The organism is Polymorphospora sp. NPDC051019, from assembly GCF_040683055.1.
Taxonomy (GTDB): Bacteria; Actinomycetota; Actinomycetes; order Mycobacteriales; family Micromonosporaceae; genus Polymorphospora; species Polymorphospora lycopeni.
The window spans coordinates 249,772-275,601 of sequence record NZ_JBFBCH010000010.1 but is presented as its reverse complement, the minus strand read 5'-3'; the positions used below and the strand labels follow the sequence as shown (position 1 = coordinate 275,601).

Below are 25,830 nucleotides of genomic sequence, written 5' to 3'. Positions count from 1 at the left end.
GCGGAGCGGGTCGACGCTCGACGGACCGGCAATTGCCGGTGCCGCTGTCGCGGGCAACAGCAAATTCGCTGTCGATACGCCGTTTTCGCTGTGGGCCGCCACACTTACCCATCCCCGGAACGCCCGTGGTGCCCCCGGCACCCGCCCTCGCGATCTTGCACTTGTCGCCCGACATTCCGGGCAGAAGGGGGAGACAAGTGCAAGATCGCGGGGGCGGGGGAACGGGGCAGAGGGCGGGGGCACGGGGGCGGGGCAACAGGGGGCGGGGCAGCAGGGGCGGGTGGGGGTCAGGTGGGGTGGGTGAGAGGGCCCAGGGTCAGGGTGATCCGGGCGCCGCCGGTGGGGCCGGCGCTCAGGTCGAGGCTGCCGCCGCTGGACTGGGCGGCCCGGCGGGCGATGTCGAGCCCCAGACCGGTCGAACCGCCGCGGCTCTCGCCCCGGCGTACCTGGTCGGCCGGCAGCCCCGGCCCCTCGTCCGCGACGGTCAACAGGGCGCCGCCGCCCGGCCCCGGGGCCAGCGTCACCGTGAACGCGGTCCCGTCGGGGGTGTGCGCGAAAACGTTGCCCAGCAGGGCGTCCAGGGCCGCGGCGAGGTCGTCGGCGGAGAGCCGTACCGGCAGCGGGCCGGCGGCGAGGTCGAGGGTGACGGCCCGGCCGGTGTCCTCGGCGAGCACGGACCAGAAGTTGACCCGGTCGCCCACGACGGCGGTCGCCTCGCAGCCGTCGTGGGCCGGAGTGTCGCTGCGCTTGCGGGCCTTGGTGATCAGCCCGGTGACGGCCCGTTCCAGGGCGTCGACACCGGCGGTGATCCGGGCCGCGTCGGCCGGGTCGGCCAGCGACTCGGCCTCCAGCCGTAGCGCGGTCAGCGGGGTACGCAGCCGGTGCGACAGGTCGGCGACCTGCTCGCGTTCCTCGCGCAGCAGCTCCTGGATGCGGCCGGCGAGGTGGTTGAGCGCGCCGGCGACCTCGCGCAGCTCCGGCGGGCCGGACGGGGTGGCGCGGGCGGTCAGCTCGGCCCGGGCCAGGCGGTGCGACACCTCGGACAGTTCGCCGATCGGCCGGACCAGGTTGCGGGCCAGCCGGTCGGCGACCAGCAGGCCGAGCAGCACCAGTGTGGCGCCGAGCCCGGCGAGCACCAGCCAGGCCCGGTTCACGCCGCGGGTCAGCTCGTCGTCGGGGACGAAGGTGCGTACGACGGCGGTGCCGTCCGGCCGGCCCTGCACCGCGACCACGATCTCGTGGCCGCCGGCGCTCTCGGCGGTGAAGCTGCGACCGCGCGCGGCGAGTTCGACCGCCGGGGTACGCGGTGCCGGCGTACCGAGCACCGAACCGTCGGGCAGGAAGATGGTGACCGGCTGGCCGGACGCGGCGGCGACCTGCTCGGCGCTCAGCCGCAGGGTGTCCGGGTCGGCCGCGCCGACGGCGGCGACGATGCCCTGCACCTCGGCGGTGGCGGCACCGACGGCCCGGTCCTGGGCGACGGTACGCAGCAGCAGCGCCAGCGGCACCAGGAAGGCGACCAGCACCAGGATGGTGGTGGCGGCGACCAGCAGCGACAGCCGGCGCCTCACCGGGGCTCCGCCGGCGCGTCGAGGCGTACCCCGACCCCACGCACCGTGTGCAGGTAGCGGGGTTCCTGCGCGGTCTCGCCGAGCTTGCGGCGCAGCCACGACAGGTGCACGTCGACGGTCTTGTCGGCGCCGCCGTACGGCACCTGCCAGACCTCGGTCAGCAGTTCGCGTTTGCTGACCACCTGGCCGGCCCGGGCGGCGAGGTGGTGCAGCAGGTCGAACTCGCGCGGGGTCAGGTCGAGCGGGGCGCCGGCGAGGCTGGCCAGCCGGGCGGCCGGGTCGACCCGCAACTCGCCGACGGTCACCGTGCTGTCGACCGGCTCGCTGCCGCCGCGGCGCAGCACCGCCCGTACCCGGGCGTCGAGCTGGGCGGCGGTGAACGGCTTGACGACGTAGTCGTCGGCGCCCGCGTCGAGCCCCCGGACGATCTCCGCCTCGTCGTCGCGGGCGGTCGCGATGATCACCGGTACCTTGCTGACCGCGCGCAGCATCCGCAGCAGTTCCAGGCCGTCGAGGTCGGGCAGGCCGAGGTCGAGTACGACGAGGTCGGGCCGGTCGTCCAGGGCGTTCTGCAGGCCACCGAGGGCGGTGTGCGCGGCGGCGACGGCGTGTCCGCGGTCGCGCAGCGCGCGGATCAGCGGGGTCCGGATCGCCAGGTCGTCTTCGATGATCAGCAGGCGGGCCACAGCAGGCACGTTATCCCGGTCGATCGGCGTTCACGGCACCCGTTAACCCTCTTTTAGGGTTCCCCGGCCCCGACGTTAACGGCGGCGGGTGGATAGTCGGGGCATGCGCCGTCGAACCGTACTCGCCGTGGCCGGCTGGCTGGCCGCCGTCGCCGCCGCCACCCTCACCGGGGTGGGGGCGGTGAACGTCATCGGGGCCGGGATCACCGGTGGCTCCGCGGGCGACGTCTACAGCCAGGAGCGGATCGCCCGGGACCTGGCCCTGCCGCCGTCGGCCGGCCCGACCGGCCCGGCACCCGAGCCGACCCCGAGCGCCACGCCGACCACGCCGGCCGCGACCCCGGAACCCCGACACGCCCTGTCCACCCCGGGCGGTACGGTCGTGGCCCGCTGCGTCGGCGGCGAGGCGGAGCTGACCTCGTGGACCCCGCACCAGGGGTACGGGGCGTCCGACGTCGACCGCGGCCCGGACGACGACGCCGAGGTCACCTTCAACGGCCCGGGCGGCAGCTACGAGGTCAGCGTCACCTGCGTCGACGGGCAGCCCAGGGTGAGCTGGGAGCTGGACGACTGACCCCGCGCCGCCCACCCTCCCCGATCTTGCACCTGTCGCCCGGCGAATCCGGCGAACGGGGGAGACAACCGCAAGATCGCGGGGAAGGTGCGGGGCGGGCGGGGGTCAGAAGCCGAGTTTCGCCTCGCGGAGGCGGGCCGCCAGCGGCGGGGAGCCCTCGATCTGGGCGCGGGCGGCCCGCTGCCGGCCGCTGAGGAACAGCACCAGTTCGGCCGGGGCGGCGACGAGCCGCAGGCGGTCACCGCCGGCGCCGGCGGACGTCTCGCCGTACCCGGGTGCCTGCACGAGCACGGCGGCGCGGAACCTGCGCAGGCTCAGCCGGGCCAGCGTCGACGCCCGCCGCCACAGCGTGGCCTGGAAGTCGGCGGTCAGCTCGCGCGGGTGCCAGCCCGGCTGGGCCCGCCGTACGTCCTCGTGGTGGATGAAGAACTCCATCGTGTTCGCCGCCCGGTCGAACAGCGGGTTGCTGATCGGGCTCCACCACGGAGGATGGCGCACGAGTTCCACGATCTCCGGGTAGGGTCGGCCGGCGATCCGCAGACGCACCCGCTCGGCATACCCGCGCAGCGGCGGCAGCACGATGCCGCCGGCGGCGTCCGGCCGGCGTTCCCGGACGATCAGGTGAGCCGCCAGGTCACGGGTGCGCCAGCCGTCGTTCAGGGTGGGAGCGTCGGGGCCGACGGCGAGGAACAGGTCGGCCAGGTCCCGGCGTTCGGTCTGGGCGTACGTCGGCATTCCTGGATCGTAGGCGCGATCGGCCTTCCCGGCGCGCCGGCCGGTGCGACACCCGGCGGTGCCCGACTGTGACGGCGGTTACGTCTGTTACCAGGTCGTCACAGCGGGGCCGGGTGGGTCAGGATGGGGGGTCGCCCCGGTAAGGCCGGGGTGCGGGTAGGGGAACTTACGGCGAGGGGCGCCCCGGTGGGACCGGGCGACGGTACGGCAACTCACGGCGGGGGACAGTGTGGCGAAGACGAGTCGGGACATCCTGCTTCGAGGAATGCGGATCCTCGGATACGCCATCCGGGAACAGCCCAGGATCTTCACCGTGGCGGTGGCCGGCAGCCTCGTCTTCGGCCTGGTGACCATCGCGAGCGCCTACGTGGTCGGCGCGATCGTCGGCGAGGTCGCGGCGCCCGCGGTCACCGCCGGCCGGGTCGACGTGAGCCTGCTCGCCCTCGGGGCCGCGACCCTGTTCGGGATCAGCGTCGTCAAGGTGGTCGGCATCTTCGGCCGCCGGCTCGGCGCCGGTTTCATGCAGTACCGCCTCCAGGCCAGCTACCGCCGCCGGGTGACCCGCCGCTACCTCGACCTGCCACTGTCGTGGCACCAGCGGCACGCCACCGGCACGCTGCTGTCCAACGCCAACTCCGACGTGGAGGCGGCCTGGTACCCGATCGCGCCGCTGCCGTTCGCGGTCGGCACGGTCCTGATGCTGCTGGCGGCGATGGGCTCGCTCTTCGTCACCGACTGGGTGCTGGCCCTGGTCGGCCTCACCATCTTCCCGGCGCTGTTCGCCCTCAACGTCGTCTACTCCCGCCGGATGGCGCCCCGGCAGGCGCTCGCCCAGCAGTTGCGGGCCGAGGTCTCCGCGATCGCGCACGAGAGCTTCGACGGCGCCCTGGTGGTCAAGACCATGGGGCGTGAGGCGCCGGAGACCGAGCGGTTCGCCGGCCGGGCCGGCGAGCTGCGCGACGCGCTCATCGGGGTCGGCCGGCTGCGCGGCGTCTTCGACCCGCTGCTGGAGACCCTGCCCAGCCTCGGCACCCTGGCGATCCTGCTGGTCGGCGCGGCCCGGCTCAGCCAGGGCGCGATCACCGTCACCGAACTGGTCAGCGTCGCGTTCCTGTTCACCGTGCTCGCGTTCCCGGTGCGTGCCATCGGCTGGGTGCTCGCCGAACTCCCGCGCAGCGTCGCCGGCTGGGACCGGCTCGTCCGGGTCCTCGAGGCGACCGGCGAGATGGCGTACGGCCGCACCGAACTCGACCGACGGGGCGGCGCCCCGGCCACCCTGACCTTCGACCGGGTCAGCTACGCCTATCCCACCGGCGACGACGACCGGCCGGGCCAGCCGGTGCTGCACGACGTGTCGTTCACCGTGCCGGCCGGTCGCACCGTGGCACTGGTCGGGCCGACCGGTTCCGGCAAGTCGACGATCGCCTCGCTCGCCGTCCGGCTGGTCGACCCGTCGTCCGGCACCGTCGACCTCGACGGGGTCGACGTACGCGATCTCGCCGCCGACTCGCTCGCCGGCACCGTCGCGCTCGTCGCCCAGGTCCCGTTCGTCTTCGACGACACCGTACGGGCCAACATCTCGCTGGACCGGTCCGGCATCGGCGACGAGGACGTGTGGGCGGCGCTGCGGCTGGCCGAGGCGGACGGGTTCGTCGCCCGGCTGCCCGAGGCGCTGGACACCATGGTCGGCGAACGCGGCACGTCGCTGTCGGGCGGGCAGCGGCAGCGGCTCACCCTGGCCCGGGCGCTGGCCGGCCGGCCCCGGCTGCTGGTGCTCGACGACGCCACCAGCGCCGTCGACCCCCGGGTGGAGGCCGCCATCCTCGCCGCGCTGCGCGATCCCGGAGCCGGGTCGGGCGGCGGATCCGGCACCGGTACGTCGATCCTCGTCGTCGCCTACCGCCGGGCCACGATCGCGCTCGCCGACGAGGTCGTCTACGTCGAGCACGGCCGGGTCGTCGCCCGGGGCAGCCACCAGGCGCTGCTCGCCGACGTGCCCGGTTACGCCAGCCTGGTGACCGCGTACGAGCGGGCCGAGGCCGAGCGGGAGCGCGAGAAGCCGTACGAGTCCGACGACGCCGCAGCGACGAGCCCGACGGCGCAGCGCAGCGAGGTGACGCCGTGAGCGAGCGGAGCGAGCGAGCGCAGCGAGTGAGCCCCGCAGTCGCGAACGAAAGGCGAGCAACGGTGAGTGACACGACTGCCGCGACGGAGAGCACCTGGCGGACGATGCGCCGGGGGCTGGCGCTGTCGCCGGAGTTGCGCACCGGGCTCGGCGGCACGATCGCGCTCGCCCTGGTGGCGATGGTCGGGCGGGCCGTGGTGCCGGTCGCGATCCAGCAGGGCATCGACCGTGGCCTCGCCGCCGAGGACGGCCCGGATCTCGGGGTCGTCGGCGCGGTGGTGGCGGTGACGGCCGCGATCCTGGCGGTGACCACGCTGTGCGGCTACCTGATGATGCGCCGGCTCTTCACGGTCAGCGAGACGGCGCTGGCCGGGATCCGGACCCGGACGTTCCGGCACGTGCACGACCTGTCGATGCTGCACCAGCAGTCGGAGCGGCGCGGTTCGCTGGTGTCCCGGGTGACCAGCGACATCGACCAGGTCAGCCAGTTCCTCCAGTGGGGCGGGGTGATCCTGCTCATCAACGGCGGTCAGGTCGTGGTCACCGCCGTGGTGATGTCGGTCTACTCGTGGCAGCTCACCCTGGTGGTCCTGGCCGCGTTCGTCCCGGCGGTGATCGTGATCCGGGCGTTCCAGCGCCGGCTCGCCGGGGCGTACGGCGTGGTCCGCCAGCGGACCGGGGCGATGCTCGCCGCGGTGTCCGAGACCGTCGTCGGCGCGCCGGTGATCCGCGCCTACGGGGTGTCGGGCCGGATCGCCCGGCGGCTGGACGAGACGATCGACCAGCATCGGGTCGCCCAGCAGCGGGCGATCCGTACGAGCGTGACCAGCTTCTCGGTCGGCGAGATCGCGACCGGTCTGGCGCTGGCGGCGGTGGTCGTGCTCGGGGTCCGGCTCGGTGTCGACGGCTCCATGACGATCGGGCAGCTCACCGCGTTCCTGTTCCTGGTGACGCTGTTCGTCCAGCCGGTGCAGATCGCGACCGAGGTGCTCAACGAGGCGCAGAACGCGATCGCCGGCTGGCGGCGGGTGCTCGACGTGCTCGACGTGGCGCCGGACGTCGCCGACCCGGGCGAGAAGGGCCGGGACCTGCCGGCGGGGCCGATCGACGTACGGTTCGCCGACGTCGCGTACGCCTATCCGGCGGGCAACGGGGAGCGCGGGCCGAATGTACTCTCCGACGTCACGCTGGAGATCCCGGCGAAGACCCGGGTGGCGGTGGTCGGGGAGACCGGTGGCGGCAAGACGACGTTCGCGAAGCTGCTGACCCGGTTGATGGATCCGACGCGGGGCGAGGTGCAGTTGTCCGGGGTGCCGCTGACCGACGTACGGTTCGAGTCGCTGCGCCGGCGGGTGGTGATGGTGCCGCAGGACGGGTTCCTGTTCGACACCACGGTCGGCGACAACGTGCGCTTCGGGCGGCCGTCGCTGACCGACGGGGAGCTTTCGGCGGCGTTCACCGATCTCGGGCTCGCCGACTGGGTCGACGGGTTGCCGGCCGGGCTCGACACCCCGGTGGGGGAGCGCGGCGAGGCGCTCAGTGTCGGGGAGCGGCAGTTGGTGGCGCTGGCCCGGGCGTACGTCGCCGACCCGGACCTGCTGGTCCTGGACGAGGCGACGAGCGCGGTCGACCCGGCGACCGAGGTACGGCTCCAGCGGACCCTGGAGGCGGTGACGCGGGGGCGTACGACGGTCGCGATCGCGCACCGGCTCTCCACCGCGCAGGCGGCCGACGAGGTGATCGTCGTCGACAAGGGGCGGGTGGTGCAGCGGGGGCCGCACGCCGAGCTGCTGCGTGACCCGGGTTCGGTCTACGCGCTGCTCTTCGCCTCCTGGCTGGAGCAGACCCGCTGATCCCGCCGGCCGGTCCGGCGGCGCGGGGGCGACCCGCCGGCCGGTCCGGCGCGGGGTGAACTCCTGGCCGGGCCGGCGCGGGGTGAACATCGGCCGGGGCGGCGGCCGGGGAGGATGCCGCCGCCCGCGGGTCAGCGCGAGTAGAACTCGACGACGAGCTGCTCGTCGCAGAGGACCGGCACCTCGCGCCGGGCCGGTTCGCGCAGCAGGGTGGCGGTCAGGTCGGACAGGCTGACGGACAGGTACGGCGCGGTCGGGCCGTCCGGGGCGTATCCGCCGGCGGCGGCGACCTGGAACGGCGGCTTGGTCCGGCTGCGCTCGCGTACGGTCACGATCTGGCCGGGCCGCAGCCGGTACGACGGCCGGTCGACCTTGCCACCGTCCACTGTGAAGTGTCCATGGGCGACGAGCTGGCGGGCCTGGTAGATGGTGCGGGCCAGCCCGGCCCGGTGCACGACCGCGTCGAGGCGGCGTTCGAGCAGGTTGACCAGTTGTTCGCCGGTCTTGCCGGTGCTGCGGGCCGCCTCGTCGAAGGCACGCCGGAGCTGGGTCTCGCTGATGTTGTACTGGTGCCGCAGCCGCTGCTTCTCCAGCAGTCGGACCTGGTAGTCCGACGTCTTGCGGCGGGACCGGCCGTGCACTCCCGGCGGGTACGGGCGCCGCTCGAAGTACTTGGTGCACTTGCGGGTCAGCGGGATGCCCAGGGCCCGGGAGAGTCGCACCTTCGGACGAGCTTGGTTCACGTGGACGCCTCCTGGTTGATAAGTTAGCCTCTCCTAACTTAGGTAAGGCTAACGGATGCCGGAGGACGATGTCATGCAACCCAGCCCCGCCGAGGTCGCCCGTACTCTCGCCGCCGGCCGACTGGCCGGCACCGCGCACGTCGCCTGCCGGCCCGGTCCGCATCCGGTCCGCCACGTCACCGACCCGTCCGGACAGCTGCTCCTGCTGACCCGCGCCGGCACGCTGCCCGCGTACGCCCTGCACCCGGCCGACGGCGCCGACGACGTCGCCGTCGTGCTCGACGTGCCGGACGTCCCGCCGGTGACCGGATCGCCGACGCTCGGCCGGGTCTGGATCTCCGGCTGGGCCGCCGAACTGACCGGCGCCGCCGCGGTCGCCGCCGCCGTCGACTACGCCGCCGTCGACCCGACCGGCGACCTGCTCGACGTCGGCCGGGGCATGGTCCTGCACCGGGTCGACGTCGCCGAGGTGCGCCTCGAGCGCGCCGGCGTGATGATCGACATCGACCCGGACGACTACGCCGAGGCCGAACCCGACCCGCTGCGCGACGAGGAGGGCGAACTGCTCGCCGACCTCGGCGACCACCACGTCACCGAGATGGCCGGGTTCATCCGCCGCCAGTTGCGCGGCGCCGGCCACGACCACGAGCCGGACCACCAGCCGCAGGTGGTCCGGCTCGACCGGTACGGCTTCGTCGTCGCGATCGGCCCGCCCGGCTCGCGCTACTGCGCCCGGCTGGCGTTCCCCCGCCCGGTGACCGACCGCGCCGACCTGGCCAAACTGCTGCACCCCGTGCTCTGCCACCGCTGCGGTGAAACGGCCCCCCGCCGCTGAGGCCCGCCCCGCTCCGGGGGGCGGCACGCGCGCCGGGCCCGCCGCCACGTTGATCAAGGGGATGTATGCCGCGACTCGGGCGGCGAACACCACGACTAGTCCTTGATCAACGCGGCAACCCGGCGGGGTGGGTCAGCCGGTGCGGCGGCGGAGGGTGGCGGCGGCGAGCACCAGGGCGACGACCGCCGCCCCCGACACGATCGCCACGTCCCGCCACATCGTGCCGGTCGGCTCGGCGTTGGCGCCCACCTCCTGCAGCGCCTCGACCGCGTACGACAGCGGCAGGACGTCGCTGACCGCCTGGAGCCAGCCGGCCATCTGGTCACGGGGAACGAAGAGCCCGCAGAGCAGGAGTTGCGGGATCACCACCACCGGCATGAACTGCACCGCCTGGAACTCGGTGCGGGCGAAGGCGCTGCAGAACAGCCCGAGCGCCACCCCGAGGACCGCGTCGACCACCGCGATGAGCAGGACCAGCGCCGGGCTGCCGGCCGTGTCCAGGTCGAGGAGCCAGTACGCCACCCCGGCGGCGACGCCGGCCTGCACCACCGCGGCCAGGCCGAACGCGATGCCGTACCCGAACAGCAGGTCGAGCCGGCGCAGCGGGGTGGTGAGCAGCCGTTCCAGGGTGCCGCTGGTCCGCTCGCGCAGCATCGCGATGCTGGTCACCAGAAACATGATCACGAAGGGGAAGACGCCGAGCATCACCAGCGCCACCCGGTCGAAGGTGGCCGGCTGGCCCGGCGGCACCGGCTGGTCGGCGTACATGAAGTCGAGCAGGGTGAGCAGCACCGCCGGCACCACCACGAGCAGTGCGACCGTACGCCGGTCGTGGCGCAGTTGCCGCAGGACCCGGCCCACCGTCGCCGCCAGGATGCGCCCGTTCACCGGTCGGCCTCCCGCCTGATCAGGCGCAGGAACGCCTCGTCGAGGTCGGCGGTGCCGGCGTCGGCGCGTACCGCGTCCGGGGTGTCGTCGGCGACCAGTCGGCCGTCACGGATCAGCAGCAGCCGGTCGCAGCGGCCGGCCTCGTCCATCACGTGGCTGGAGACCAGCAGCGTGGTGCCGCGCGACGCCAGGTCGTGGAACCGGGCCCACAGGTCGGCGCGCAGCACCGGGTCCTGGCCGACGGTGGGCTCGTCGAGCACGACGATCTCGGGTTCGCCGACGAGGGCGCAGGCGAGCGAGGCCCGGCTGCGCTGGCCGCCGGAGAGCGTGCCGACGATCTGTCCGGCGGCGTCGGCGAGGCCGACGTCGGTCACCGCCCGGTCGGCGGCGGACCGGGGCAGGCCGTAGAGCGCCGCGAAGTAGCGGGCGTTCTCCCGTACGGTCAGGTCGGCGTAGACGCTGGGGGCCTGGGTGAGGTAGCCGAGCCGGCGGCGCAGCGGCGCGGAGCCGGCCGGCTGACCGAGCACGGTGACGCTGCCGGACCTGATCCGCTGCACACCGACCACGGCCCGCATCAGGGTGGTCTTGCCGCTGCCGCTGGGGCCGAGCAGCCCGGTGACGGCGCCGCGCGCGATCGTGCAGGAGATGCCGTCGAGCACCCGCCGCCCACCGCGCTCGACCACCAGACCGGTGACCTCGATCGCGCTGTCCATGGCCCCTCCTCGATGAGGCACGTCCAGGCTAGTGGGTCCGGACGCGCCGTGGCGGCCCGACCGGGTCGGCCCTGGTCCCGGGCCCGGCCCCGACCGGCGGACGCGGGCGCGGCGGGCTTGACTTCGAGTGCGCTCGAACTGCCAGGCTGGGTACGTGGACACCCAACTGACCGAACGGACGCTCACCGTCGGCGAGGCGGCCGAGCGGGTCGGCCTGACCACCTACACGCTGCGCTGGTACGAGCAGGAGGGGCTGGTCGCCCCGGTCGGGCGGGACACCGCCGGCCGGCGTCGCTACACCGAACGTGACGTCGACTGGCTGGTCCTGCTGACCCGGCTGCGCCGTACCGGCATGCCCGTGCGTGACATGCGGCGCTACGCCGAACTCGCCCGGCAGGGGGACCGGACCAACGCGGCCCGGCTCGCCCTGTTGAAAGCGCACCGGGACCGGGTACTCGCCCGGATGGCCGAACTCGAGGAGGACCTCACCGTGCTCAACTACAAGATCGGTTTCTACGACGGCGCGTCGGCCGGGTGCGAGGCATGATCCGCCGCCGCCTGGGCGCCGCCGGCCCGGAGGTCTCCGCGATCGGGCTCGGCTGCATGGGCATGAGCTTCGCCTACGGCCAGCCCGACGACGCCGAGTCGACCCGTACCCTGAACCGCGCCCTCGACCTGGGCGTCAACCACCTGGACACCGCCGACATGTACGGCTGGGGCGCCAACGAGGAACTGCTCGGCCCGGTCGTGCGGGCCCGCCGCGACGAGGTGTTCCTCGCCACCAAGTTCGGCAACCGGTCCAGCGGCGGGGGAGCCACCGGCCAGCCCGGCGCGTACGTCGACAGCAGCCCGCAGTGGGCCCGGGAGGCGTGCGACGCCTCGCTGGCCCGGCTCGGCATCGACACCATCGACCTGTACTACCTGCACCGGCGTGACCCGGCGACCCCGATCGAGGACACCATGGGCGCGCTCGCCGACCTGGTCTCGGCCGGCAAGGTACGCCTCGTCGGCCTGTCGGAGGTCAGCCCGGCGACGCTGCGGGCGGCGCACGCCGTGCACCCGGTCGCCGCCGTGCAGATGGAATACTCCCTGTTCACCCGGGACGTCGAGGGTGGGATGCTGGCCACCTGCCGGGAACTCGGCGTCGCCCTGGTGGCGTACTCGCCGGTCGGCCGGGGCTGGCTCACCGGCGGGATCACCTCCCGCGAGCAGGTCAGCGGCGACTGGCGGGCCGGCGCACCACGGTTCGCCGAGGAGAACTTCGCCGCCAACCTCGCCCTCGTCGACCGGGTCCGGGCCGTCGCCGCCGACATCGGCTGCACCCCGGCGCAGGCGGCGCTGGCCTGGCTGCTCGCCCGCGGCGACGACATCCTGCCGATCCCGGGCACCAAGCGGGTCCGCTACCTGGAGGAGAACGCCGCCGCCGCCGACGTGCGGCTGACCGCCGGGCAGGTCGCCGAACTGGACTCGGCCGTGCCGGCCGGCGCGGTCGCCGGGCAGCGCTACCCCGAGGCGGCGATGCGGTACGTCGGCCACTGAGGCACCGCACCGGCGGCCGACCGGGCCCGCCGGACGGCACCGGCGGAACCAGGTGCCGCCGGCCGGGGCGGTGTCGTGGGGCGGGGTCGGCGGAGCCGGGACCCGTGCTGGAGAATCGGGGACTGTGCCCGTACCTGAACTGAACCCGGACCGGTCGCCCACCGCGCCGCCCCCGGCCACGGCGACCCCGGCGGCGGCCGGCGCCGTCCGGCCGTCGGACCTCGACCCGGCGGTCGCCGCCCGGCTGCGCCGCAACGCCGACGGCCTGATCGCCGCGGTCGTCCGCGAGCACGCCACCGGCGAGGTCCTGATGGTGGCGTGGATGGACGACGAGGCGCTGCACCGCACGCTGACCACCGGCCGGGCCACCTACTGGTCACGCAGCCGGTCGGAATACTGGGTCAAGGGCGCCACCTCAGGCCACCACCAGTACGTCCGCTCGGTGGCCCTGGACTGCGACGGCGACGCGGTGCTGGTGAGCGTCGAGCAGGTCGGCGCCGCCTGCCACACCGGCAACCCGACGTGTTTTTTCCAGGACTTGCCAGTGGTACAGGGCAAGCCGACGACCGGGCCGGAGGACGACCGATGACGACCGGAGCGGTGAGCCCCGACGAGGCGACCTTCGCACTGCGGGCCCGCGCCCGCCGGGTGGTGCCGGTGATCCGCCGGCTGCTCGCCGACGGGGAGACCCCGGTCGGCGTCTACCGCAAGCTGGCCGGCGGGCCCGGCACGTTCCTGCTCGAGTCCGCCGAGCAGGGCGCCGCCGGTGCGACCTGGTCGCGCTACTCGTTCATCGGCGTCCGCAGCAGCGCCACCCTGGTCGAGCGGGACGGCGAGGCGGTCTGGCTGGGCACCCCGCCGGCCGGGCTGCCGACCGGCGGCGACCCGGTGCGGGTGCTGCGCGAGACGGTGGCGGCGCTGGCCGGCAGCGCCGACCTCGACGCCGACAGCGGCCTGCCGCCGCTGACCGGCGGCATGGTCGGCTATCTCGGCTACGACCTCGTCCGCCGCTTCGAGCGGCTGCCGGCGCGGGCCGACGACGACCTCGGGGTGCCCGAACTCGGCATGATGCTCGCCACCGACCTCGTCGTCCTCGACCACCACGAGGGCTCGGCGATCCTGGTCGCGAACGCGGTGCTGCCCGACGACCCGGACGCCCCCGACTGGCACCGGCAGGTCGCCGCCGCCTACCACCACGCCGTCGGCCGGCTCGACGCGATGACCACCGCGCTGTCCCGGCCGATCCCACCGATGATCTCCACGGTCGACGCGCCGCCGATCGGCGACGTGGTCTGCCGGACCGCCGACGGGGCCTACCCGAAGGCCGTCGAGGAGGCGAAGGAGGCGATCCGGGCCGGCGAGTGCTTCCAGATCGTGGTCTCCCAGCGGTTCGAGCGCGAGACCACCGCGGACCCGCTCGACGTCTACCGGGTGCTGCGTACCACCAACCCCAGCCCCTACATGTACCTGCTGCGCTTCGACGACTTCGACATCGTCGGCTCGTCGCCGGAGGTGCACCTGAAGGTGACCGGCGGCAACCGGCGGGTGCTGCTGCACCCGATCGCCGGCACCCGCCCGCGCGGCGGCACCCCGCAGCACGACGCGGCGCTGGCCGCCGAACTGATCGCCGACCCGAAGGAACGCGCCGAGCACGTGATGCTGGTCGACCTCGGCCGCAACGACCTCGGCCGGGTGTGCGTGCCGGGCACCGTGGAGGTGCCGGAGTTCGCCACGATCGAGCGCTACAGCCATGTCATGCACATCGTGTCGACCGTGGTCGGGCAGTTGCGCCCGGACCGGACGGCGTTCGACGCGCTGGCCGCGACGTTCCCGGCCGGCACCCTCTCCGGCGCGCCGAAGGTACGCGCCATGGAGATCATCGAGGAGTTGGAGCCGACCCGGCGCGGGGTGTACGGCGGCACGGTCGGCTACTTCGGGTTCGGCGGCGACATGGACATGGCGATCGCCATCCGCACCGCGCTGATCCGGCGCGGCCGGGCCTACGTGCAGGCCGGCGCCGGCATCGTCGCCGACTCCGACCCGGCCGCCGAGGAGCAGGAGACCCGCAGCAAGGCGGCGGCCGTGCTGGCCGCGATCGCGGCGGCGGAGACCCTGCGGCCGGCGCGGTGACCGGCGACCGGCCCGAGGGCGGCGCCGACGCCGGGGGCGCCCCGGCCGGCACCGGCCGCCGGGCGCTGACGGTCGCGGTGCTGCTCGGGCTGGCCGGCGCCGGCTTGGCCAGCTACGCGGTGACCCGTACCTGGGCGGTCGAGCTGACCCCGCGGGCCGCGCCGTTGCCGCCGACCCGGACCACGTCGACCGGCGGCGACCTGCTGCCCTGGGTGACGGCGCTGGCCCTGGTCGCGCTCGCCGGGGCCGGTGCGGTGCTGGCCACCCGGGGTGCCGTACGCCGGCTCGTCGGCGTGCTGCTGACGCTGATCGGGCTCGGGATCGCCGCCGGCGGCGGCTACGGGCTGGTCGGCCTGAGCGACGTCGACGTCGGTCCCGGCTGGCCGCTGCTCTGCCTGGCCGGAGGCCTGCTGGTCGCCGCCGGTGGGGCGTCGACCGCGGCCGGCGGGCACCGCTGGCCGGCGATGGGGGCCCGTTACGACCGTTCGACCGGTGCCGCGCGCCGGGCGGCCCCGACCCGCGGTGCCGACGGGCGGGTCGGTGGCGCGGGTACGGCGGCCGCCTGGGACGCCCTCGACCGGGGCGAGGACCCGACGGTCAACTGATCCGTCGTTGTGGCCCCGTCGCCCCTCTCGATCGTCTGCGGGTGGGACGTACCGCGCCCGGCGTGTCGACCGCCTGAGCATCAGACGATCAGGACGGCGTGCGGGGAGGCGCGCGGGCGGCGGGCTGTCGGGCGCGGAATCCGCCGGTCAGCGGGCCAGGACGGTGGCCGGCTCGACCGGCTCGCCGGCCGTGGCGGTGTCGTGGCCGGGGATGGTGGTGTCGGAAACGGTGGTGCGCTCGGCCGCGAGGGCGCGGTCGGTCGCGTTCAGGGTCGCCACCAGGCGCTGGATCTCGGCCCGCTGGTTGGCCCGCTCCCGGTCGGCGCAGATGGCGGCCCAGGCGTTGCCCCGGGCGGTGCGGATCCGGGCCTCGCCGACGACGGCCCGCTCGACGGTGTCGACCACCCCGGTCGCGATCGACAGCACGGCCCGGGGGATCGAGAGCAGACCGATCGGGGTGCCTCGCTCGGCAGTGTTCATCTTCATCTCCGCAGTGGGACGTCTTCGCCGGGAGTGTTTCGGGTCGCCAGTGCGCCAGCCTGCCCGAAACCGATGCTGCCCGGGGCGTGTTTCGCCCGGGTGACCTGCGCGTCAACGGTTCGGGTGACCGGGGCCGGAGCGGGGTCGGTGCCCGGCCGCCTGGTTCGCGTACCGCCGTGCGGCCTTGTCCAGGATCGCCGATTCCGGGCCCGACCGCCCGTCGTCTTGACCGACGTCACAACGTGGCCCGGACCACCCCGGCCCGGACCGGCATCACGCGGTCCCGGTAGGTGGACTGCGGTCGATTGAAACTTGTGTTCTAATCCTGGGGTGCGTCTCGGTGGGGGGCTGGATACTCAGCGTGATCTTGTCTTCACAGGCCGGGCATTATGCACCAGCCCATCGGGTGAGGCACGCCATACCCCGGAGGGTGTTCACGGCGTGGCGCCACCTAGCATCGGCCCATGACACCCGGAGAGGGGAGTCCGTAGGTGAGTGCTGAGCATGCCCACGCGGAAGATGGCGGCGCCGGGCCGGCGGCCTCCAAGAACGTGCTCGACGAAATCCTTGCCGGGGTGCGGGAGGACGTCGAGCGACGCCAGCAACTGCTCCCGCTGGAGCGGGTCCGCGAGCTGGCCGCCGCGGCACCGCCGCCGCGCGATGCGTACGCCGCCCTGCGCCGCCCCGGCGTCGGGGTGATCGCCGAGGTCAAGCGCGCGTCGCCGTCCAAGGGGCCGCTGGCCGACATTCCCGACCCGGCGGACCTCGCCGGTGACTACGCGGCCGGCGGCGCCCGCTGCATCAGCGTGCTCACCGAGGGGCGCTGGTTCGGCGGGTCGCTGGAGGACCTGGTCGCCGTACGGGCCGCCGTCGACGTGCCGATCCTGCGCAAGGACTTCATCGTCTCCAGCTACCAGGTGCACGAGGCCCGGGCCAACGGCGCCGACCTGGTGCTGCTGATGGTCTCCGCGCTGGAGCAGAACGTGCTGGTCGGGCTGCTGGAGCGGATCGAGTCGCTGGGCATGACCGCCCTGGTCGAGGTGCACACCGAGGAAGAGGCCGACCGGGCCCTGGAGGCCGGCGCCCAGGTGATCGGCGTCAACGCCCGCGACCTGCGCACCCTGGAGGTCGACCGGTCGGTCTTCGAGCGGATCGCCCCCGGCCTGCCGAGCAACGTCGTAAAGATCGCCGAGTCCGGCGTACGCGGCCCGCACGACCTGATCCGCTACGCGTCGGCCGGCGCCGACGCCGTACTGGTCGGGGAGGGGCTGGTCACCAAGAAGAGCCCACGGGACGCGGTCGCCGAGCTGGTCAACGCCGGCAACCACCCGGCGACCCCGAGGCCGGTCCGGTGACCGCCGCCGACACCGCGGCGCTGCCCGACCCGCGTGGCCACTTCGGGCGCTACGGCGGCCGGTTCGTCCCGGAGGCGCTCGTCGCCGCGCTCGACGAGCTGGAGGCCGCCTACCGCAAGGCGCAGGGCGACGAAGCCTTCCAGGCGGAGCTGGCCGCGCTGATGCGGGACTACGCCAACACGCCGTCGCCCCTCTACCGGGCCCGGCGGCTGTCCGAGCGGGCCGGGGCGCAGATCCTGCTCAAGCGGGAAGACCTCAACCACACCGGCGCCCACAAGGTCCGCAACGTGCTCGGCCAGGCGCTGCTGACCCGGCGGATGGGCAAGCGCCGGGTGATCGCCGAGACCGGCGCCGGGCAGCACGGTGTGGCCAGCGCGACCGCGGCCGCCCTGCTCGACCTGGAGTGCGTCGTCTACATGGGCGAGGTCGACACCGAGCGGCAGGCGCTCAACGTGGCCCGGATGCGGATGCTCGGCGCCACCGTGGTGCCGGTGACCAACGGGTCGCGCACGCTCAAGGACGCCCTCAACGAGGCGCTGCGCGACTGGGTGTCCAGTGTGGACACCACGCACTACCTGCTCGGCACCGCCGCCGGCCCGCACCCGTTCCCCGAGATCGTCCGCGACTTCGTCGGCGGGATCGGCACCGAGGCCCGCGAGCAGTGCCTGGCGCTGACCGGCGCGCTGCCCGACGCCGTGGCCGCCTGCGTCGGTGGCGGCTCCAACGCCATCGGCATCTTCCACGCCTTCGTCCCCGACACCGACGTGCGCCTCTACGGCTTCGAGGCCGGCGGCGACGGCGTCGCCACCGGCCGGCACGCCGCCTCGATCACCGGCGGCTCGTCGGGGGTGCTGCACGGCGCCCGCACCTACGTGCTGCAGGACGAGGACGGGCAGACCGTCGAGTCGCACTCGATCTCGGCCGGGCTCGACTACCCCGGTGTCGGCCCCGAGCACGCCTGGCTGCACGACGCCGGCCGGGCCAGCTACCTGCCGGTGACCGACGCCGACGCGATGGCGGCGTTCCAGTTGCTGTGCCGCACCGAGGGGATCATCCCCGCGATCGAGAGCGCCCACGCACTGGCCGGCGCCCTGCAGATCGCCCCCCGGCTCGCCGCCGAACTCGGCCGGGAGCCGACCATCATGGTCAACCTGTCCGGCCGCGGCGACAAGGACGTCCACACCGCCGGCAGCTACTTCGGCATCCTCGACGGAGAGCAGGCATGAGCGAGCGCGAGCGAGCCATCGGGCGCGGTGTCGCAGACGCCGCCGCCGAGCGTAGCGAGGTGGCGGCGTGAGCATCTCCGTGGCGTTCGAGAAGGCCCGCGCCGAGGGCCGGGCGCTGCTGATCGGCTGCATGCCGGCCGGCTTCCCGACCGTCGACGGCAGCATCGCGGCGATGACCGCGATGGTCGAGGCCGGCGTCGACGTGATCGAGGTCGAGATCCCGTACTCCGACCCGGTCATGGACGGGCCGGTCATCCAGCGGGCCAGCGACATCGCCCTGGCCGGCGGCGTACGGACCAGGCACGCCCTGCGGATCATCGAGGCGGTCGCCGCGACCGGCGCCCCGGTCGTGACCATGACCTACTGGAACCCGATCGAGAAATACGGCGTCGACGCGTTCGCCCGCGACCTGGCCGCCGCCGGCGGCACCGGCCTGATCACCCCGGACCTGATCCCCGACGAGGCCGACGAGTGGCTGGCGGCCTCCGACGCCCACCAGATCGACCGCACCTTCCTGGTGTCGCCGTCGTCGACCGACGCGCGGATCGCGATGACGGTCGAGCACTGCCGGGGGTTCGTCTACGCGACCGCGGTCATGGGTGTCACCGGGGCCCGGGAACAGACCTCGTCGGCGGCGCCGACCCTGGTCGGCCGGGTCCGCGCGGTCACCGACCTGGCCGTCGGTGTCGGGCTCGGCGTCGGCACCGGTGCGCAGGCCGCCCAGGTGGGCTCCTACGCCGACGGCGTCATCGTCGGCAGCGCCCTGGTCCGCTGCCTGCTCGACGTTCCCGACGAGGCCACCGGGCTGGCCGCGCTGCGGACCCTGAGCGCCGAACTCGCCGAAGGCGTCCGCCGCCGCTAGCGGCTCCGCCGCCGGTCGTCGGCCGGCGGCGGCAAACCCGCAGCCGGACCGGGGTGCCGCCCACCGGCGTACGACGGTAGCCTGTGCACCCGTGACCCTCGCTTCGCTCCCGGTCCAGGCGACTTCATGGTCCGGCCAGGACTACCTCGCGGCCCTGCCCAGCCCCTCCACGGCGGTCTGGCAGATCGGACCGCTGCCGATCCGGGCCTACGCGCTGTGCATCGTGCTCGGCATCGTCGTCGCCTGCGTCGTGACCGAATACCGGCTGCGTAGCCGGGGCGCCCCGCCGTGGGCGGTGCTCGACATCGCCGTCTGGGCGGTGCCGTTCGGCATCGTCGGCGCCCGGATCTACCACGTGATCACCTCGCCCGAGGCATACTTCGGCGAGGGCGGCGACCCGCTCTCGGCCCTCTACATCTGGGAGGGCGGCCTCGGCATCTGGGGCGCGGTCGCCGGTGGCGCGGTCGGCGCCTGGCTCGGCGGCCGCCAGATCGGCATCCCGCTGACCGTGATCGCCGACGCGCTCGCCCCCGGGCTGCCGCTGGCGCAGGCCGTCGGCCGGTTCGGCAACTGGTTCAACAACGAACTCTACGGTGGGCCGACGACGCTGCCGTGGGGCCTGCAGGTGCACCGGATGGACCCGGAACGCCCCGGCCACGCCCTGCTCGACCCCGAGGGCAACCCGGTGCTCGAACCCGGGCTCTACCACCCGACGTTCGCGTACGAGGCGCTGTGGAACGTCGCCGTCGCCGGCCTGGTGCTGCTCGCCGACCGGCGCTGGAAGCTCGGCCGCGGCCGGGCCTTCGCGCTGTACGTGATGGGCTACACCGCCGGCCGGTTCTGGATCGAGATGATGCGGACCGACGAGGCCAACGAGATCCTCGGCGTACGGCTCAACGTCTGGACCGCCGCCCTCGTCTTCGCCGCCGCGCTGGTCTACTTCCTGCGCGTACGCGGCCCCCAGGAGTTCCTGGTGCCGATCGGTGGCCGGTGGGAGCCGCCGGCCGGAGCAGACGGGCCGCGCGGCGACGTCTCCCAGGTCGACGTCTCCGGCACCAACCGTCCCGACAACCCGGCACCGGACGGCTACCGGGTGGTGACCGAGCAGCAGTACGCCACCTACCTGGAAACCGGTCAGGTCCCCGACGACGACCCGCCCGCCGGGGCCGACGAGCGCCCCGCCGGACCGGACGGCCGGCACGACGACCTCGACGGCGACACCGCGACCGCGGACGACGAGCCGGCGCGCGACGAGCCCGCCGGAGTCGACGCCGGGAAGCCGGCGACCGGCGGCACAGGCACCACCGGCGAGGCCACCGCCCGCGGCGACGACCGCTGACCCGGCGCGGGGAGGCACGGCGACCATGCGTACGGCTGTCGTCGTCGGCGCGGGCATCGGCGGGCTCGCCACGGCGGGCGCGCTGGCCCGCTCCGGCTGGCAGGTGACCCTGCTCGAACGCGCCGACCGTCTGCGGGCCGACCACACCGCGATGGTGCTGTGGCCGAACGGGATCCGGGCGCTGCACGCGCTCGGGCTCGGCGCGGGCCTCGACGCCATCGCCACGCCCCTGCCCGACCTGGGCGTACGCCGCCCCGACGGGCAGTGGCTGGTGCAGCCACGCAAGCCCGCCCCGCCGCCCGGTGCCGGGCGGGCCGTCGTCGTGCACCGGGAGGACCTGCACGACGCCCTCGTCGCGGGGCTCGGCGACCGGGTCGACATCCGCACCGGAGTCGCCGTACGGGCGCTGCGCTCCGCCGCCGGCGAGCGGCCGGCGGTCGACGACGGCCGGCAGACGTTCGAGGCCGACCTGGTCGTCGCCGCGGACGGGATCGACAGCACGCTACGCCGCCGGCTGGCTCCGGAAGCGGCCGTCGTCAGCTCCGGCTGCGCCGCCTGGCGGGCCGTCATCCCCTGGTACCGGGCACCGCGGCTCCCCGCCGACGGGCCGGTCGGTGGCGAGTTCCTCGGCGCCGGCTACCGGTTCGTGGCCGCCTCGCTCGGCGAGCGCGGCTCGTCCGGCGGCTCGACCCGCGGCGGCATCTACTGGATCGCCACGGCGGCCGGCGCTCCCCGGCCGGAGTCCCCGGCCACCCAACTCACCCTGCTGCGCCGCTGGCTCGCCGGCTGGCCCGCCCCGGTCGGCGAACTGCTCGCCGCGACCGAACCCGACGACCTGGTGCAGCAGGAGGTACGCGAACTGCGGCCGCTGCCGAAGGCGTACGCGTTCCCGGTCGGCACCGGCGGCTTCGCGCTGCTCGGCGACGCCGCGCACGGCATGCCGCACCACCTCGGCCAGGGCGCCTGCCTGGCGTTCGAGGACGCCGCCACCCTCGCCGCGGTGCTGCGTTCGGCGCTGCCCGGTCCCGGCGCCCGGGCCGCCCTGTCGACCTACCAGCGGCTGCGCCACCCCCGCACGGTCACCGTCGTACGGCAGACCCGGCGGATGTCGGCGGTGCTGCGTACCCGGGGCCGGCTGGCCCTGCGCGCCCGGGACGCCGCCCTCGGCACCATCAGCCCCCGCCTGATGGGACGGGCGGCGGCCGCCGCGACGGGCTGGCAGCCGCCGGACTGACGCCGGTCAGCGCGGGGTGCCGGCGAGGGCGGCGAGCCGTTCGGTCGACAGGCAGGAGACCAGGCAGCGTTCCTTGGCGTCACCGGTGAGCAGCGCCGTCCACCCGGTGAAGCCGCCGTCGCCCAGCTCGACGGCTTCCGACCCGTCGCCGGCGGTCAGCCGCAGCGCGGCGGCCACGTAGTAGCCGCGGCCGCGCTCCCGCCCGGGCTCCTCGACGAGGGCGACGCCGCCGCCCGTGGCCAGGGCGGGCACCACCGTGTCGGCGACCCGTTCGGCCACGACGGGATCGTCCAGCACCGTGTACCGCAGTCGCGGCGTGGCGGGCAGCGCGTCGAGCACCCGCTGCCAGTACGAGAGGTGGCGGACGAGCAGCCGGGCCTCGGTCCTGCCGGAGCCGGTGTCGCGGGCGCTGGACACCAGCGCGAAGAGCCGGAAGTGCGCCGACATCCCCGGCCCGAAGGGCTGGGCCCGCAGGTGACGGTGGCTGGCCGCCAGGTGCACCTCGCCGGCCGCCGGCTGCCGGCGGCGCCGGACGGCGGCCTCGACGGCGAGCGCGTTCGTCGCGTCGCTGACCACCTCGGTCGCCCGCATCGTGGAGACGATCCGGTCCTGGCTCACCGGGGCGACCGCCGAACAGGTGCCCAACGGTACGACCGGCGACAGCTCCACCCCGGCGAACTCGGCGGGCAGCAGCCGCCACAGCCGGGCCTCGACCTCGGCCAGCACCCTCGGGTCGCTGTCGGCGGGGCGTACGAAGCGGTCGTCGCGCCACCGCCGCAGCAGGTCCGCCGGCCGGACCGCCGCCGCCCGGGTACGGGCCACGTCGAGCAGCGCCGTCCGCAGGTCCGCCGGCGCGAGCCGGGCCGTCAGGGCGTCGCGGGCACCGTCCGGCAGCCGCCCCCAGACCCGTCGCTCCGCATCGGTCATGTGCCGCTCCCCGCTCCGCTCGGTCATGTGCGCCGACCCTCGCTCCGCTCGGTCATGGCGGTCACCGTGGCAGCCGGCCGGCATCCTGTCCACGGATATCGACGGCCGCCAGCCGCCGGCGGTCGCCGTCGACACCGGCCAGCGGGCGACCGCCGAGCGGATCGAGGGATCGCCCGTTCGCCGGTCGCGCGGACCGAACGGAGGCTGACCGGGGTCGCGGTGCCGGCGCAGACTACCCGGAGGCGAGAGAGAGGGCTCCCACGTGCGGCGCGTTGATCCCGATCGGCCCCACGGTGCCGGGAACGCGGCCCCGACCGGCGTAGCTCCTCGGGCCGGACGGGAGACCGCGGACGCCGCCACGGACATGTCCGACCGGGACACCGGTGCGGCCGGCGGGTTCGACGTGCTGGCCGCCGGTGGGCGGGCCAGGATGGCCGCCGGCGACCTGGCCGGCGCCGTACCGCTGCTCGCCGCCGCGCTGCGCCGCCGACCCGCGCCCGCGGCGACCGGTCCGGCCCCGGCCGGAACCGCCGGTGCGCCGGCCCGGCTGGCGGTGTACGAGGACCACGCGGAGTGCGTGCTGCGGCTGGCCGCCGCGGCGATCGCCGCCGCCGGCGGGCCCACCGCCGGAACCGCCGCCGTGGCCGGGGCGACGGCGGCCGCCCGTACCGCCGCCGGCGCCGCCACCGACCTCGACCGTGCCGTGGCCGCGCACCCGCTGCGGCCACGGCTGTGGGAACTGCTGCTCGTGGCGGCCGCGTTGGCGGACGGGCGCCGGGCGGCGGAGGCGGTGTACGACCGGGCCCGCCGGACCTACCTGGAACATCTCGGGGTGGACCCGGGCGGGCAGTTGCCGGAGCTGGCCGCGGCGGCCCGGCGCGGTGACCTCGCGCAGCGGTGGGCGACCCCGACCGAGGCCGTCGAGGCCCGGCCGGCCGCCGACCCCGGGCCGCACGCCCGGCCGGGCCGGCTACCGGTGCCGCTGACCAGCCTGCTCGGCCGCGACGAACTGCTCGGCACGGTCGTCGGCCGGCTCGCCACCCACCGCCTGGTGACGCTCACCGGCCCCGGCGGGGCCGGCAAGACCCGGCTCGCGCTGGCCGCCGCGCAGCGGGTCACCGGCGTACGCCCGTCGGCGTCGGTGCGGTTCGTGGACCTGAGCGCGGTGGAGGCGTCCGCGCTGGTGCCGGCCGCGGTCGCCGCGGCCCTCGGCGTACGCGACGTCGCCGGCAGCGGCGTGCCGGCGACCCTGGCCGACGAGATCGGCGACACCGACGCCCTGATCGTGCTCGACAACTGCGAGCACCTGGTCGCCGGCTGCGCCGAACTGGTCGACCACCTGCTCACCCGCTGCGCCCGGCTGCGGGTGCTGGCGACCAGCCGGATCGCGCTCCGGCTGCCGGCCGAGGCCGCCGTGCCGGTACCGCCGCTGGCCACCCCGGCCGCGGTCGGCGGGCACACCCTGGCCGGCCTGGCGGCGCACCCGGCGACCCGGCTGTTCCTCGACCGGGCCCGGGCCCGCTCCGGCCGCCCGGTGCCGGAGTCGAGCGCCGACGCGGTGGCCCGCCTGTGCGCCGAACTCGACGGGCTGCCGCTGGCGATCGAGCTGGCGGCGGCGCGTACGACGGTGCTCGGCGTCCCGCAGATCGTCGAGCGGCTGCGGGCCGACCCCCGGCTGCTGCGCAGCACCGACCCGACCGCGCCGGCCCGGCACCGCACCGTGGCGGCGGCCATCGGGTCCAGTGTGGATCAACTCGACGCGGCGGCGCGTACCCTGTTCGACCGGCTGGCGGTCTTCGCCGGCGGCTTCGACGCGGACGCCGTCGCGGCGGTCGCCGGCCCGGGCGGGGTTGCCGCGCTGCCGGCCCTGGTCGAGGCGTCGCTGGTCGAGGCCGTACCCACGGACGGCCCGGACCGGCCGGCACCGGGTGCGCTGGCCGGTCCCGACCTGGCCCGGCTCGCCGCCGGCCAGGCCACGGCCGGGCCGGCGCCGGCCGGTTCCGCACCGGCCGGACCGGGTACGGACCCGGCCCCCGTCCGGTACCGGATGCTGGTGCCGATCCGCCGGCACGCGCAGGACCGGCTCGCGCGCGACGGCGACGAACCGGCGGCCCGGCTGGCGCACGCGCGGCACTTCCTGGCCCTCGCCGAGGCGGCCGACGGGCGGCTGCGCGGGGCGGACCAGCACCGGTGGCTGCACCGGCTGCGCGGCGAGACGGCCAACCTGCGGGCCGCGATGACCTGGCTCGCCGGCCCCGGATCGGACGCCGAACCGTACGGCGACCTGCGGCTGGCCGCCGCCCTGGGGATGTACTGCCGGCTGGAGGGCCACTACCGGGAGGGGCACGCGTGGCTCGCCGCCGGACTCGACCGGCACCCGGACGCGCCGGCCGCGCTGCGGGCCCGGGCCGGCAGCGCCGCGGCGATGCTGGCGATGCTGCTCTGCGACTACCCGGCGGCGGCCGGGCACGCCCGGGCGGCGCTCGCCGCCTGCCAGCGCGCCGGTGACCAGCGGGCCGCCGCCCGGATCGAACTGACGCTCGGGTCGGTGGCCCGGGAACGCGCCCAGTACGCGCTCTCCGCCGCACATCTCGCCGCCGCCTCCGCCCGGTACGCCGCCTGCGGCGACGAGTGGGGCGAGGCCCAGGCCACCCAGTTGCGGGGCTTCACCGCCTGGCTCTCCGGCGACCTGGACCGGGCCGACTCCCGGCTGTGGGCCAGCCTGCGCTGGTACGGCCGGCTCGGCGACCCGGAGGCGGTGGCGACCGCGCTGATGAACCTCGGCGCGGTCGCGTACTACCGCGACGACGGCGACCGCGCGGCGGCACTGCTCGACGCCGCCCTGGAGCGCTACGCGGCGCTCGGCTTCCCCGAAGGGCTGGGCTGGGCACACAACCTGCGCGGACTGGTGGAGTTGCGGGCCGGCCGCACCGACGTGGCCGCCGCGCACCTGTCGCTGAGCCTGGCCGCCCACCGGCAGGTCGGCGACCGGTGGCGTACGGCGAGCGTGGTCGAGGCGCTGGCCGAGGTGGCCCGGATCGACGGGGTCCCGGTACGCGGCGTACGGCTGCTCGGGGCGGCGGGCCGGATCCGGGCCGAGATCGGCGCGCCGGTCCCCGCCTGCGAACAGGCCGGGGTGTCGGCGACCGCGCGGGCACTGCGGGCCACCCTGGGCGCCGACGGATTCCGGACGGCGTACGGGTACGGCGGCTCCGCCGCCCTCGATACCCTCCTGACCGCCCCGTCGCACAGCCCGGCGGCCGGCCCACCGGTGCCTGCGGCCGTCCCGCCCGTGCACCCGGCCGTTCCGTCGATCTAGGGGATGTATCGGGACAAAGTGCGCACGATTCGCGCAACTAGTCCTTGATCGGCGTTACGTGCCTGGGCGGCGTCCGGCGTTACGTGCCCGG

At 75.3% G+C, this 25,830-nt stretch carries 23 protein-coding genes; 15 read left to right on the top strand and 8 right to left on the bottom strand.

The window, feature by feature from the left end:
* Nucleotides 1–287 precede the first annotated feature (287 nt).
* Both AB0M79_RS20075 and AB0M79_RS20070 read right to left on the bottom strand, forming a co-directional pair.
* Complete coding sequence (locus AB0M79_RS20075) at nt 288–1,571, bottom strand: HAMP domain-containing sensor histidine kinase (RefSeq protein ID WP_364215576.1); 1,284 nt, start codon at nt 1,569–1,571, stop codon at nt 288–290.
* The gene (locus AB0M79_RS20070; protein WP_357540726.1) at nt 1,568–2,257 is read right to left on the bottom strand and encodes a response regulator transcription factor; all 690 of its coding nucleotides are present in this window, start codon (nt 2,255–2,257) and stop codon (nt 1,568–1,570) included. Before AB0M79_RS20070 ends, AB0M79_RS20075 begins: the two co-directional genes overlap by 4 nt.
* A gap of 103 nt (nt 2,258–2,360) precedes the next feature.
* Here AB0M79_RS20070 and AB0M79_RS20065 point away from each other — a divergent pair, with 103 nt between their 5' ends.
* Complete coding sequence (locus tag AB0M79_RS20065) at nt 2,361–2,831, top strand: septum formation initiator (RefSeq protein ID WP_364215572.1); 471 nt, start codon at nt 2,361–2,363, stop codon at nt 2,829–2,831.
* A gap of 105 nt (nt 2,832–2,936) precedes the next feature.
* Here AB0M79_RS20065 and AB0M79_RS20060 read toward each other — a convergent pair whose 3' ends face one another.
* On the bottom strand, nt 2,937–3,566 hold the full coding sequence (locus tag AB0M79_RS20060; protein ID WP_364215569.1) for a TIGR03085 family metal-binding protein: 630 nt from the start codon (nt 3,564–3,566) through the stop codon (nt 2,937–2,939).
* A 265-nt stretch (nt 3,567–3,831) separates the two neighbouring features.
* Here AB0M79_RS20060 and AB0M79_RS20055 point away from each other — a divergent pair, with 265 nt between their 5' ends.
* Both AB0M79_RS20055 and AB0M79_RS20050 read left to right on the top strand, forming a co-directional pair.
* Nucleotides 3,832–5,691 (top strand): ABC transporter ATP-binding protein, encoded by a 1,860-nt coding sequence (locus AB0M79_RS20055; protein ID WP_364215635.1) that lies wholly within the window; start codon nt 3,832–3,834, stop codon nt 5,689–5,691.
* A 104-nt stretch (nt 5,692–5,795) separates the two neighbouring features.
* The gene (locus AB0M79_RS20050; RefSeq protein ID WP_364215633.1) at nt 5,796–7,544 is read left to right on the top strand and encodes an ABC transporter ATP-binding protein; all 1,749 of its coding nucleotides are present in this window, start codon (nt 5,796–5,798) and stop codon (nt 7,542–7,544) included.
* A gap of 131 nt (nt 7,545–7,675) precedes the next feature.
* Here AB0M79_RS20050 and rpsD read toward each other — a convergent pair whose 3' ends face one another.
* Nucleotides 7,676–8,287 carry a 30S ribosomal protein S4 gene (rpsD, locus tag AB0M79_RS20045; RefSeq protein WP_357540732.1) on the bottom strand — a complete coding sequence of 204 codons (612 nt, stop codon included), beginning with the start codon at nt 8,285–8,287 and terminating at the stop codon, nt 7,676–7,678.
* A 73-nt stretch (nt 8,288–8,360) separates the two neighbouring features.
* Here rpsD and AB0M79_RS20040 point away from each other — a divergent pair, with 73 nt between their 5' ends.
* Nucleotides 8,361–9,122 carry a DUF2470 domain-containing protein gene (locus tag AB0M79_RS20040; RefSeq protein ID WP_364215566.1) on the top strand — a complete coding sequence of 254 codons (762 nt, stop codon included), beginning with the start codon at nt 8,361–8,363 and terminating at the stop codon, nt 9,120–9,122.
* Between the two features lie 132 nt (nt 9,123–9,254).
* Here AB0M79_RS20040 and AB0M79_RS20035 read toward each other — a convergent pair whose 3' ends face one another.
* Both AB0M79_RS20035 and AB0M79_RS20030 read right to left on the bottom strand, forming a co-directional pair.
* Nucleotides 9,255–10,010 (bottom strand): ABC transporter permease, encoded by a 756-nt coding sequence (locus tag AB0M79_RS20035; RefSeq protein WP_364215564.1) that lies wholly within the window; start codon nt 10,008–10,010, stop codon nt 9,255–9,257.
* Nucleotides 10,007–10,723, bottom strand: a complete 717-nt coding sequence (locus tag AB0M79_RS20030) for an ABC transporter ATP-binding protein (protein WP_364215561.1) — start codon at nt 10,721–10,723, stop codon at nt 10,007–10,009. Before AB0M79_RS20030 ends, AB0M79_RS20035 begins: the two co-directional genes overlap by 4 nt.
* A 154-nt stretch (nt 10,724–10,877) precedes the next feature.
* Between AB0M79_RS20030 and AB0M79_RS20025 the strand changes: the two genes are divergently transcribed.
* The 5 genes from AB0M79_RS20025 to AB0M79_RS20005 all read left to right on the top strand — a co-directional run bounded on the left by AB0M79_RS20025 (nt 10,878) and on the right by AB0M79_RS20005 (nt 14,997).
* On the top strand, nt 10,878–11,270 hold the full coding sequence (locus tag AB0M79_RS20025; protein WP_357540748.1) for a MerR family transcriptional regulator: 393 nt from the start codon (nt 10,878–10,880) through the stop codon (nt 11,268–11,270).
* The gene (locus tag AB0M79_RS20020; RefSeq protein ID WP_364215557.1) at nt 11,267–12,262 is read left to right on the top strand and encodes an aldo/keto reductase; all 996 of its coding nucleotides are present in this window, start codon (nt 11,267–11,269) and stop codon (nt 12,260–12,262) included. The genes AB0M79_RS20025 and AB0M79_RS20020 overlap by 4 nt, the downstream gene beginning before the upstream one ends.
* Nucleotides 12,263–12,386: 124 nt before the next feature.
* On the top strand, nt 12,387–12,851 hold the full coding sequence (gene hisI, locus AB0M79_RS20015; protein ID WP_364215554.1) for a phosphoribosyl-AMP cyclohydrolase: 465 nt from the start codon (nt 12,387–12,389) through the stop codon (nt 12,849–12,851).
* On the top strand, nt 12,848–14,392 hold the full coding sequence (locus AB0M79_RS20010) for an anthranilate synthase component I (protein WP_357540754.1): 1,545 nt from the start codon (nt 12,848–12,850) through the stop codon (nt 14,390–14,392). The genes hisI and AB0M79_RS20010 overlap by 4 nt, the downstream gene beginning before the upstream one ends.
* Nucleotides 14,389–14,997: a Trp biosynthesis-associated membrane protein gene (locus tag AB0M79_RS20005; RefSeq protein ID WP_364215550.1), complete on the top strand. Its 609-nt coding sequence runs from the start codon at nt 14,389–14,391 to the stop codon at nt 14,995–14,997. The genes AB0M79_RS20010 and AB0M79_RS20005 overlap by 4 nt, the downstream gene beginning before the upstream one ends.
* Before the next feature lie 147 nt (nt 14,998–15,144).
* Here AB0M79_RS20005 and AB0M79_RS20000 read toward each other — a convergent pair whose 3' ends face one another.
* Entirely contained in the window at nt 15,145–15,477 is a 333-nt protein-coding gene (locus tag AB0M79_RS20000; RefSeq protein ID WP_364215547.1) for a hypothetical protein, read from the bottom strand.
* A 551-nt stretch (nt 15,478–16,028) separates the two neighbouring features.
* Between AB0M79_RS20000 and trpC the strand changes: the two genes are divergently transcribed.
* The 5 genes from trpC to AB0M79_RS19975 all read left to right on the top strand — a co-directional run bounded on the left by trpC (nt 16,029) and on the right by AB0M79_RS19975 (nt 21,493).
* Entirely contained in the window at nt 16,029–16,832 is an 804-nt protein-coding gene (gene trpC, locus AB0M79_RS19995) for an indole-3-glycerol phosphate synthase TrpC (RefSeq protein WP_364215630.1), read from the top strand.
* Complete coding sequence (gene trpB, locus AB0M79_RS19990; protein ID WP_364215544.1) at nt 16,829–18,058, top strand: tryptophan synthase subunit beta; 1,230 nt, start codon at nt 16,829–16,831, stop codon at nt 18,056–18,058. Before trpC ends, trpB begins: the two co-directional genes overlap by 4 nt.
* A 67-nt stretch (nt 18,059–18,125) precedes the next feature.
* Entirely contained in the window at nt 18,126–18,920 is a 795-nt protein-coding gene (gene trpA / locus AB0M79_RS19985; RefSeq protein ID WP_364215541.1) for a tryptophan synthase subunit alpha, read from the top strand.
* Nucleotides 18,921–19,011: 91 nt separating this feature from the next.
* On the top strand, nt 19,012–20,259 hold the full coding sequence (gene lgt, locus AB0M79_RS19980; RefSeq protein ID WP_364215538.1) for a prolipoprotein diacylglyceryl transferase: 1,248 nt from the start codon (nt 19,012–19,014) through the stop codon (nt 20,257–20,259).
* Between the two features lie 25 nt (nt 20,260–20,284).
* Complete coding sequence (locus AB0M79_RS19975) at nt 20,285–21,493, top strand: NAD(P)/FAD-dependent oxidoreductase (RefSeq protein WP_364215535.1); 1,209 nt, start codon at nt 20,285–20,287, stop codon at nt 21,491–21,493.
* Between the two features lie 6 nt (nt 21,494–21,499).
* Here AB0M79_RS19975 and AB0M79_RS19970 read toward each other — a convergent pair whose 3' ends face one another.
* Nucleotides 21,500–22,420, bottom strand: coding sequence for a hypothetical protein (locus AB0M79_RS19970; protein WP_364215532.1), 921 nt, complete (start codon nt 22,418–22,420; stop codon nt 21,500–21,502).
* Between the two features lie 364 nt (nt 22,421–22,784).
* Here AB0M79_RS19970 and AB0M79_RS19965 point away from each other — a divergent pair, with 364 nt between their 5' ends.
* Nucleotides 22,785–25,739, top strand: a complete 2,955-nt coding sequence (locus AB0M79_RS19965) for a BTAD domain-containing putative transcriptional regulator (protein ID WP_364215529.1) — start codon at nt 22,785–22,787, stop codon at nt 25,737–25,739.
* The last annotated feature ends 91 nt before the right edge of the window (nt 25,740–25,830 follow it).